Origin of the sequence: Candidatus Latescibacter sp. (assembly GCA_030692375.1) — a bacterium.
In the GTDB taxonomy this organism is placed as follows: Bacteria; Latescibacterota; Latescibacteria; order Latescibacterales; family Latescibacteraceae; genus JAUYCD01.
In genome coordinates, this window is sequence record JAUYCD010000070.1 from 1 (window position 1) to 7,796 (window position 7,796).

Here is a 7,796-nt window from a genome sequence, read left to right on the forward strand (position 1 = left end):
TAGACAGGATTTACAAGATTTACAAGATTATATATTTTCTTTTTAATTCTATCATGTTAATCCTGTCTAAAATTTCTTCTTTTTCTTTGCGGACTTTGCGAGAAACAGTTTTTTATTTTACATGGCTGCCCTTATTATCTCTTCGAATGATTCGGCTTCCAGTGAGGCGCCTCCGATCAAGCCTCCGTCAATATCCGGCTGGGTCAAAAGCTCCCGGGCGTTGGAGGGTTTCATGCTCCCCCCGTACTGTATCCGTGCCGATTTCGCCGTTTTCTCGCCGAATAACTCCGACAGAAGCTTCCTGATGTATCCGTGCACCGCCTGGGCCTGTTCCGCAGTGGCATTCAATCCGGTACCGATCGCCCATACCGGTTCATAGGCGAGAACAGTGTCTTTAAATTCCTCCGGTTTCAACCCGGCAAAAGCGCCGCGTACCTGACTTTCAACCACTTTTTCGGTTACGCCCCCCTCGCGTTGGGCTCGTGTTTCTCCCACACACACTATGGGGATCAATCCCAAACCGAGGGCGCTTCTTACCTTACGGGCAACATTCTCGTCAGTTTCGTGGAAAAAGGTACGCCTTTCAGAATGGCCTAATATAACGAACTGACAACCCAGAGTCAAGAGCATATTCGCCGATATTTCCCCGGTGTACGCTCCTGTCTTTTCCCAGTGCATGTTCTGAGCGCCTAGCATTACCGGCGTTCCGCGAAGCAGTTCGTGTACACTGTACAGGGATGTGAAAGTCGGGCAGAGAACAATCTCCACATCCTGAATACCGCCCACCCTTTTGAGTATATCTTTGACAAGGATTTCGGCTTCCCGGTAATTCAGGTTCATTTTCCAGTTGCCGGCAATAATTTTCCTGCGCATCAGCCCCCCTTTCTTACCGGTCCAGCGCCTCAACGCCCGGCAGTAGTTTTCCTTCCAGAAGCTCAAGGGATGCTCCGCCGCCGGTGGAAACATGACTTACGGCGTTTTCAAGGCCGAATTTGGAAAGAGCAGCTGCGGAATCCCCACCTCCGACGATCGTTATCGCTCCACTGACAGTGGCGTCAGCCATTGCTTCGGCTATTGCCCGTGTCCCACCAGCGAAGGTATCCATTTCGAAGACACCCATCGGTCCGTTCCAGACCACCGTTTTCGCAGACCTGATTTTCGAGGCATATAACTCGGCTGTTTTAGGTCCGATATCTGGGCTTTTCCAGTCGGGGGGTATGGCATCACGGTCGACATACCGTGTCTGCGCGTTGTTCTCGAACCGATCAGCGACCATGCAATCGACAGGCAGGAGAAACTCACACCGTGAACCTTCAGCTTTTTTCATTATATCGCGGGCCATCTCGATACGGTCCACCTCGAGAACGGATTTACCAATTTCGAATCCCATCGCCTTGAAGAACGTATAGGCCATACCGCCGCCGACGAGGAGTGTATCGGCCTTATCTAGAAGGGTCATTATGACATCAATCTTACCGGAAATTTTGACGCCGCCGATGATAGCAACAAAGGGACGTTTGGGTTCGATGACCGCGCACTGGAGATAATCTATCTCTTTTTTAAGGAGGAAACCCGCTGCTACCTCACCGATAAAGTGGGTGATACCCTCAGTTGATGCATGAGCGCGGTGGGCGGTTCCGAATGCATCGTTCACATAGACATCCGCGAAGTTAGCTAACTGTTTTGCGAAGTACGCATCATTATCGGTTTCCTCCTTGTGGAACCGCAGGTTTTCGAGGAGGATCACATCGCCGACATGCATATCGCTCAACATGGCCTCGACCATGGCGCCGACACAGTCGGGAGCTAACTTCACCGTTTTGCCGAGATAGCGGCTGAGGCTTTCGGCGACCGGAGAGAGACTCAATTCAGGCAGATACTTGCCTTTAGGACGGCCCAGGTGGCTCATCAGAATTACCTTTGCTCCCTGTTCGAGGATATACCGTATTGTGGGAAGGGAAGCGATTATACGGTTTTCATCGGTAATGGTGCGGTTTTCATCGAGGGGGACATTGAAGTCGCACCGAACAATGACCCGCTTACCCTTGAGATCGAAATCTTCGACAGTTTTAATCGCCATTGTAACTCCTGTTGAAAAGAATGAAAAAAGAATAGCCACTAAGACACAAAGACACGAAGAGAATTGACAACGTTAAAAATTCAGAAGGCAAAAGGGAATAACAAAACATTTGCCATAAAGCCATGACTGCCCCGGCAGTCAATGTTAACAAGAGGCTTCAGCCCATTGCTAATATAAAAAATTTCCGGCAGAAGAAAAATAAAAAAAGTGTAGGTATGTGACAAAGTGACAGAGTAGTAAAACAATTAAGTATACAACGTAGGGGCATAGGGGCCTGTGCCTGTTTGGGCAAGGATGAAAAAAAGGGGCGTAATGAGTAGTGCCAGTGGGAAAAAAAGGAAACAGGGGAACTACTTGTGGTATCTTCTGGGGATAAAAAAAATATTTTCTATAAAAACCTCATGTAAAATATTGAATTTTTTGTTGATAATTTTGCTCAACAGTATCTTTAAAGTTGTTTAAATTTTGCTCAACAAACGTTATGAGGGTTTTATAAGCATTGTCAACAGGGTGCTTACCAGGATTCCACAAGTCCCATCCAAAGTCCACATAGTAAGCACGCTTGCCATCTGTTCTCATATCATCAATAAAATTGAAGGTTGGAAAGCCTCTGATGTCAAGCACAGCTGCAGCATGGGCAATATCACTAAGTACATGTAATGTAATATGGCCTTTCAAGACTGTATAACTATCTATAGCGTAAGGAATGAATTGCTCGTTGATACAAGCGTCGGTTGCCGAAAAAAGTTCGGGAACAAGAATGTCAAAAGAGGTAAGTATTGTCCGCCGTTTGAGCATCTGTTTCATACTCTCGTTACCATTGATAATCGCTTTAGAAACGAACGGTCTTGCCTCCCTCTTACCATCTTTTTCAACGATCACTTGAGCTGCTGCGACATACACTTCAGCTCCGCTTCGGGTGTAGTTATACCATTCTTCATATGAGTACAGTTGTTCATCTGATTTGACAACCCCAATCTTGATCAAGGCACTTGATAGTTTCTGTTCAAATGTTTCATCCTGTTCGTTAGTCTGATGCACCTTATTCACAAGATACTCTGTGAATCCACCCGATCTAATGATTTCTAAATGATACATACTATTCATCTCTTATTCGATGAAGAATTTCATATATTATTTTTCTGTATCAGGAGAAAATGATTAAGTCCTTATACAGATTGTGAAAGGTTAAACACTAATAATTTACACTGTTTATGAGGTATTTGGAAACAATTGCTTCAAGGGAGCAAGATGTCTTAATACCTTGGTTCAACTGGCGTAGCGTTTCTTGATCAGACTTCCATGTAATATCACCAGGGACTAGAAAGCAAATGCTATTTGGCTCATGTGTTATGAAAAGTTTGTTATCCTTAAAGTAGTAGTAATCCTCGCTTACCTCGGTAGGGTAGGCATGCATTAATGGCGGTATTTCATTAGGTTTGAACCAGAGCTTAACTTCTCGTTCTGCTTCACTACATGTAGCAGAAGCGTGAATGAGGTTATCCATGCGCTCACCGATTACATTACCTTCAGCATCTTTGAGAGAAACCACTTCCCCCAGTGCACGGATACATCCTGGTTTTTTTTCCCTAGCAACGTGAGGGTTCGTGGGACCTGCTATATCTCGTATCTTTTTTATTGCATCTGGACCTTGATAAACAATCGCGATTACTCTTTGCTTCCATGGTTCATCAGCATAATGGATGCGTCCTATTATGTAATCAAGAAGTGAAGGGAAAAATATCTTTCCCCGATGTTCAGCATAATGTTCTTCGGCAAGCATTTTACTGACATGTAATATCTTAGTCGCAGAAAAATGCAATCCCGTATGAAATTCGGAAAGTTGAGAAAGTATATAACCTGTTAAAGAATTCTTGAGTGCGTCTGGTTTGATAAGTACAAGCGTTTGTTCGAGCTCTCTTTTGTCCATAAACTTCTCCTAAGTAATAGAATTATTCTGGTCGAGGGGGACATTGAAATCGCATCTGACAATGACCCGTCTGCCTCGGACATCGATATCCTTAACCGTTTTTATGGCCACTGTACACCTCAATGTAGGTTATTTTGCCATTATTTTGAAAAGATCGATGCAGCGGTTAGAGTATCCCCACTCATTGTCGTACCACGCGAATACTTTCAGCATATTCCCGCCGAGCATGGATGTCATGAGGCCGTCGATGATTGAAGACGCCGGATTGCCGATCACATCGCTCGATACAATGGGATCTTCGGTATATTCGAGAATTCCCTTGAGATAGCCTTCTGCGGCCGCTTTCAGAGCGGCGTTCACATCTCCGGCAGTGGTATTCACCTTCAACTCAGCCACCAGGTCTGTAAGAGAACCATCGGGAGTGGGAACACGGATGCTGACGCCGTCAAGCTTGCCGTTCAATTCGGGAAGCACTTTCCCGACTGCACGGGCTGCGCCGGTGGTGGTGGGGATCATGTTAATCGCGCCTGCACGGGCCCTGCGGGGGTCTTTATGAAACTGGTCAAGTATCTTCTGGTCATTGGTATAGGAGTGAATGGTGGTCATGAACCCTCTCACAATCCCGAAATTCTCATGGATGACCTTGGCCATCGGAGCAAGGCAGTTCGTGGTGCAGGAGGCGTTGGAAATCATGGTATCGCCGGGGACCAGTACATTGTCGTTAACTCCCATGACAACGATCTTTATCTTGGAATCTGCTTTTGATTTGGGCGGAACGGACAGGAGAACCTTTTTCGCCCCGGCGTCCAGGTGTTTTTGGAGACCTGCATCATCGGCGAAAATGCCGGTGGATTCAAGAACCAAATCAGCGCCGATTTTGCCCCAGGGCAGATTGGCCGGATCTTTTTCCGCTGTGACGAGAATCTTTTTGCCGTTTACCACGATGCCGTCCGATACCGCCTCAACTGCTCCCTTGAATTTTCCCTGGGTGGAATCATACTTGAGCAGATGAGCCATGGTCTTTGTGTCCATGAGATCGTTGACACCGACTACCTCAAAGCCTCCATCGGCTATCGCCGCACGAAATACCAGCTTGCCGATGCGCCCGAATCCGTTGATGCCGATTTTAATTGCCATGTTTCACCTTTCCTTTTCAAAAGTTACAAAGTGACAAAGCCCAAAGACTATTTGTAAAACTCTACCATATCGCCAAGTGTCTTTGGCTGGAAATCCCCGGCATGTCCGGCAGTACCCAGATCGCGCATCTTTTGAGCAACAAGCTTTTGGAGCGCGTCACGGGCCGGTTTCAGATAATCCCGTGGATCGAACTTTTCCGGCGATTCAATAAAGACTTTCCGAATGGCGCCGGTGATTGCGAGGCGGCCGTCCGTATCGATATTCACCTTGCGGACACCGTGGGGAATAACCGACTGGATGGCGCTCATGGGTACTCCCCTGGCATTGGGCATCCTCCCCCCGTATTTGTTGACGATATCCACCAATTCCTGGGGAACGCTGGAAGAACCGTGCATGACCAGGGCGACATCGGGAATTCTCCGGTGGATTTCCTGCACCAGGTCAAGCGCAAGCTTTGGCTCCTCTTTAAACTTATAAGCGCCATGGGATGTTCCGATTGCCACAGCCAGCGCATCCACTTTGGCCCTGGACACAAACTGCACCGCCTGATCGGGATCGGTGAGGTGAATCTTCCCCGAGCCGACTCCATCCTCGATTCCGCCAAGGGTGCCAAGCTCCGCTTCCACTGTGACCCCCAGGGGATGTGCATATTCCAAAACACTCAAAGTGACCTCCAGATTCTCCTGGAAAGTGGTCGGAGTCTTGCTGTCTTCTTTCAAAGAGCCGTCGATCATCACCGAGGTGAATCCGAGTCCGATTGCTTTTTTGCAGGTATCAAGGCTGTTGCCGTGGTCAAGGTGCATGGCCAGCGGGATATTCGGATTCTCTTCCGCAGCGGCAAGCATCAGGTGGCGCAGGTAAATAAAATTGGAATATTTCAGAGCGCCACGCGAGGCCTGAATAATCACCGGCGACTGAGTTTCCTGGGCGGCAGCCATGATAGCCTGTATCTGCTCCATATTGTTTACATTAAAAGCGCCGACAGCATAAGAACCTTTCGAAGCTTCGTCCAGAAGCTGACGCATCGGTACTAAAGGCATATATACCCCCTATCAACTGAAAAACAGTTTCGCGACTTCGTATTTATATGGTTCCACAGTATGGAGGGAGCCGACTGCTTCCTCGAGATGCACCTCTTTCATCTCCCCTCCTTTGAGAGATGACATCATGCCGAATTGTCCCTTATCGATCATTTCCATCACATGCACCCCCAGGCGGGTTCCCAGCACCCGGTCAAAGGCCGAGGGATTTCCGCCGCGCTGAAGGTGTCCGAGAACGAGAGAACGGGTTTCATACCCTGTTTCATATTCGATGGCATTTGCAAGGCTTTCGGCAATCCCTTTGCCGGTTCCAAGCTGGACATGGCCGAACTCATCGAGCTGTGATGAGTGGGAGACCTCTTTCATGATGTCCGGAATAATAGCCCCTTCGGACACCGCGATTATCGCCCAGGTATTGCCCGATTCATACCTCCGTTTGACCATTTGGCAGATTTCCGATACTTTTACTTCGACCTCGGGGATGAGAATCAAGTGCGCTCCGCCGGCCATTCCGCCGTGCAATGCGATCCATCCGGCATGACGGCCCATGATTTCCACCACCATGACACGGTTGTGGCTTTTCGTGGTTGTCCTTAGCATCTCCAAAAACTCACACACCCGGTTTATCGCGGTATCGAAGCCGAAGGTATAATCGGTGGCGTTGACATCGTTGTCGATCGTTTTAGGAACGCCAACCACATTTACTCCCTCCTGGTAGAGCTTGAGAGCTACTCCGAGGGTATCATCGCCCCCGGCTGCGATGAGCGCGAAAATCCCGGCATCTGCAAGATTTTTTTTCGCAATCTCGAAACCATTCTCAATTTTGGCAATATTCGTTCGTGAAGAACCGAGAATGGTTCCGCCGAGCATGTGAATATCTTCGACATCGGAAAGAGTGAGAGAACGATACTGCTGTTTAATCAGCCCTCTCCAACCGTCTTTGAATCCGACAATTTCATATCCCTGAGAAATTCCTTTTATTGTTACCGCGCGGATGACAGCATTCAAACCGGGGGCGTCGCCGCCGCCTGTTAAAATTCCTATGCGTTTGCCATTCATGATAGAGAGTCCTTTTAAAATTAAATCTCGCTGATCTTTTGCCGTATCATCCTTTAAAACATTCTTAAAATATAAAAAACCATCAAGTAAATGTCAAGGATATAGAATGCATATATGATAGGAATATTTTCTGTATTATGAGAATTAATAATATCTTATGCATATTATTCTACAGTTGAGCCATGAAGTCGGAAACCTGGCTTGTAATGGAAAAAAGGTATGTGTTGTTCGAGTATTTTCAATTGCAGAAGGTAATGATTTTTGATTATATTAAGTGGGTATGCATTAGATAAGGTTCGTGATCGTAAGTATAGATGCCGAAACAAGTTCGGCATGACACGTGTCATCCTGAACTCGTTTCAGGATCTAAATGTGTAATCAAGGCGCAATATTTTCAAAAATACTTACCAACCCGAATTATTCACAAACTTGCTATGACATTTTCTTAACTCTTTTTTAAACAAATACTTATTATTAATTTTTGGATGCAGCCCCCTAAATCCCCCGAAGGGGGACTTTTCGTGGTAAAGATGAAAATACGAAAGCGTAA

7 protein-coding genes and 1 pseudogene are annotated in these 7,796 nt (G+C 46.9%); all 8 read right to left on the minus strand.

Annotation, left to right across the window (positions count from 1 at the left end; genetic code table 11):
- Positions 1 to 117: 117 nt before the first annotated feature.
- The 8 genes and pseudogenes from tpiA to Q8O92_04610 all read right to left on the minus strand — a co-directional run bounded on the left by tpiA (position 118) and on the right by Q8O92_04610 (position 7,246).
- Positions 118 to 873 (minus strand): triose-phosphate isomerase, encoded by a 756-nt coding sequence (gene tpiA, locus Q8O92_04575; protein ID MDP2982589.1) that lies wholly within the window; start codon positions 871 to 873, stop codon positions 118 to 120.
- A gap of 13 nt (positions 874 to 886) precedes the next feature.
- Positions 887 to 2,080, minus strand: coding sequence for a phosphoglycerate kinase (locus tag Q8O92_04580; GenBank protein ID MDP2982590.1), 1,194 nt, complete (start codon positions 2,078 to 2,080; stop codon positions 887 to 889).
- Positions 2,081 to 2,479: 399 nt separating this feature from the next.
- Positions 2,480 to 3,178 (minus strand): hypothetical protein, encoded by a 699-nt coding sequence (locus tag Q8O92_04585; GenBank protein MDP2982591.1) that lies wholly within the window; start codon positions 3,176 to 3,178, stop codon positions 2,480 to 2,482.
- 97 nt (positions 3,179 to 3,275) lie between these two features.
- Positions 3,276 to 4,010 carry a nucleoside-diphosphate kinase gene (locus Q8O92_04590; protein ID MDP2982592.1) on the minus strand — a complete coding sequence of 245 codons (735 nt, stop codon included), beginning with the start codon at positions 4,008 to 4,010 and terminating at the stop codon, positions 3,276 to 3,278.
- Between the two features lie 12 nt (positions 4,011 to 4,022).
- A pseudogene (gene pgk / locus Q8O92_04595) lies at positions 4,023 to 4,121 on the minus strand (phosphoglycerate kinase).
- Between the two features lie 18 nt (positions 4,122 to 4,139).
- The gene (gene gap / locus Q8O92_04600) at positions 4,140 to 5,147 is read right to left on the minus strand and encodes a type I glyceraldehyde-3-phosphate dehydrogenase (protein MDP2982593.1); all 1,008 of its coding nucleotides are present in this window, start codon (positions 5,145 to 5,147) and stop codon (positions 4,140 to 4,142) included.
- Between the two features lie 47 nt (positions 5,148 to 5,194).
- Positions 5,195 to 6,187, minus strand: coding sequence for a ketose-bisphosphate aldolase (locus tag Q8O92_04605; protein MDP2982594.1), 993 nt, complete (start codon positions 6,185 to 6,187; stop codon positions 5,195 to 5,197).
- A gap of 12 nt (positions 6,188 to 6,199) precedes the next feature.
- Complete coding sequence (locus tag Q8O92_04610; GenBank protein ID MDP2982595.1) at positions 6,200 to 7,246, minus strand: ATP-dependent 6-phosphofructokinase; 1,047 nt, start codon at positions 7,244 to 7,246, stop codon at positions 6,200 to 6,202.
- Between the last annotated feature and the right edge of the window lie 550 nt (positions 7,247 to 7,796).

What these genes read in the sequence shown, in the direction of transcription:
- Q8O92_04590 (MDP2982592.1), bottom strand. Translation starts at nt 4,010, where the DNA reads ATGGACAAAAGAGAGCTCGAACAAACGCTTGTACTTATCAAACCAGAC.
- Q8O92_04610 (MDP2982595.1), bottom strand. Translation starts at nt 7,246, where the DNA reads ATGAATGGCAAACGCATAGGAATTTTAACAGGCGGCGGCGACGCCCCC.
- Q8O92_04580 (MDP2982590.1), bottom strand. Translation starts at nt 2,080, where the DNA reads ATGGCGATTAAAACTGTCGAAGATTTCGATCTCAAGGGTAAGCGGGTC.
- Q8O92_04585 (MDP2982591.1), bottom strand. Translation starts at nt 3,178, where the DNA reads ATGTATCATTTAGAAATCATTAGATCGGGTGGATTCACAGAGTATCTT.
- gap (MDP2982593.1), bottom strand. Translation starts at nt 5,147, where the DNA reads ATGGCAATTAAAATCGGCATCAACGGATTCGGGCGCATCGGCAAGCTG.
- Q8O92_04605 (MDP2982594.1), bottom strand. Translation starts at nt 6,187, where the DNA reads ATGCCTTTAGTACCGATGCGTCAGCTTCTGGACGAAGCTTCGAAAGGT.
- tpiA (MDP2982589.1), bottom strand. Translation starts at nt 873, where the DNA reads ATGCGCAGGAAAATTATTGCCGGCAACTGGAAAATGAACCTGAATTAC.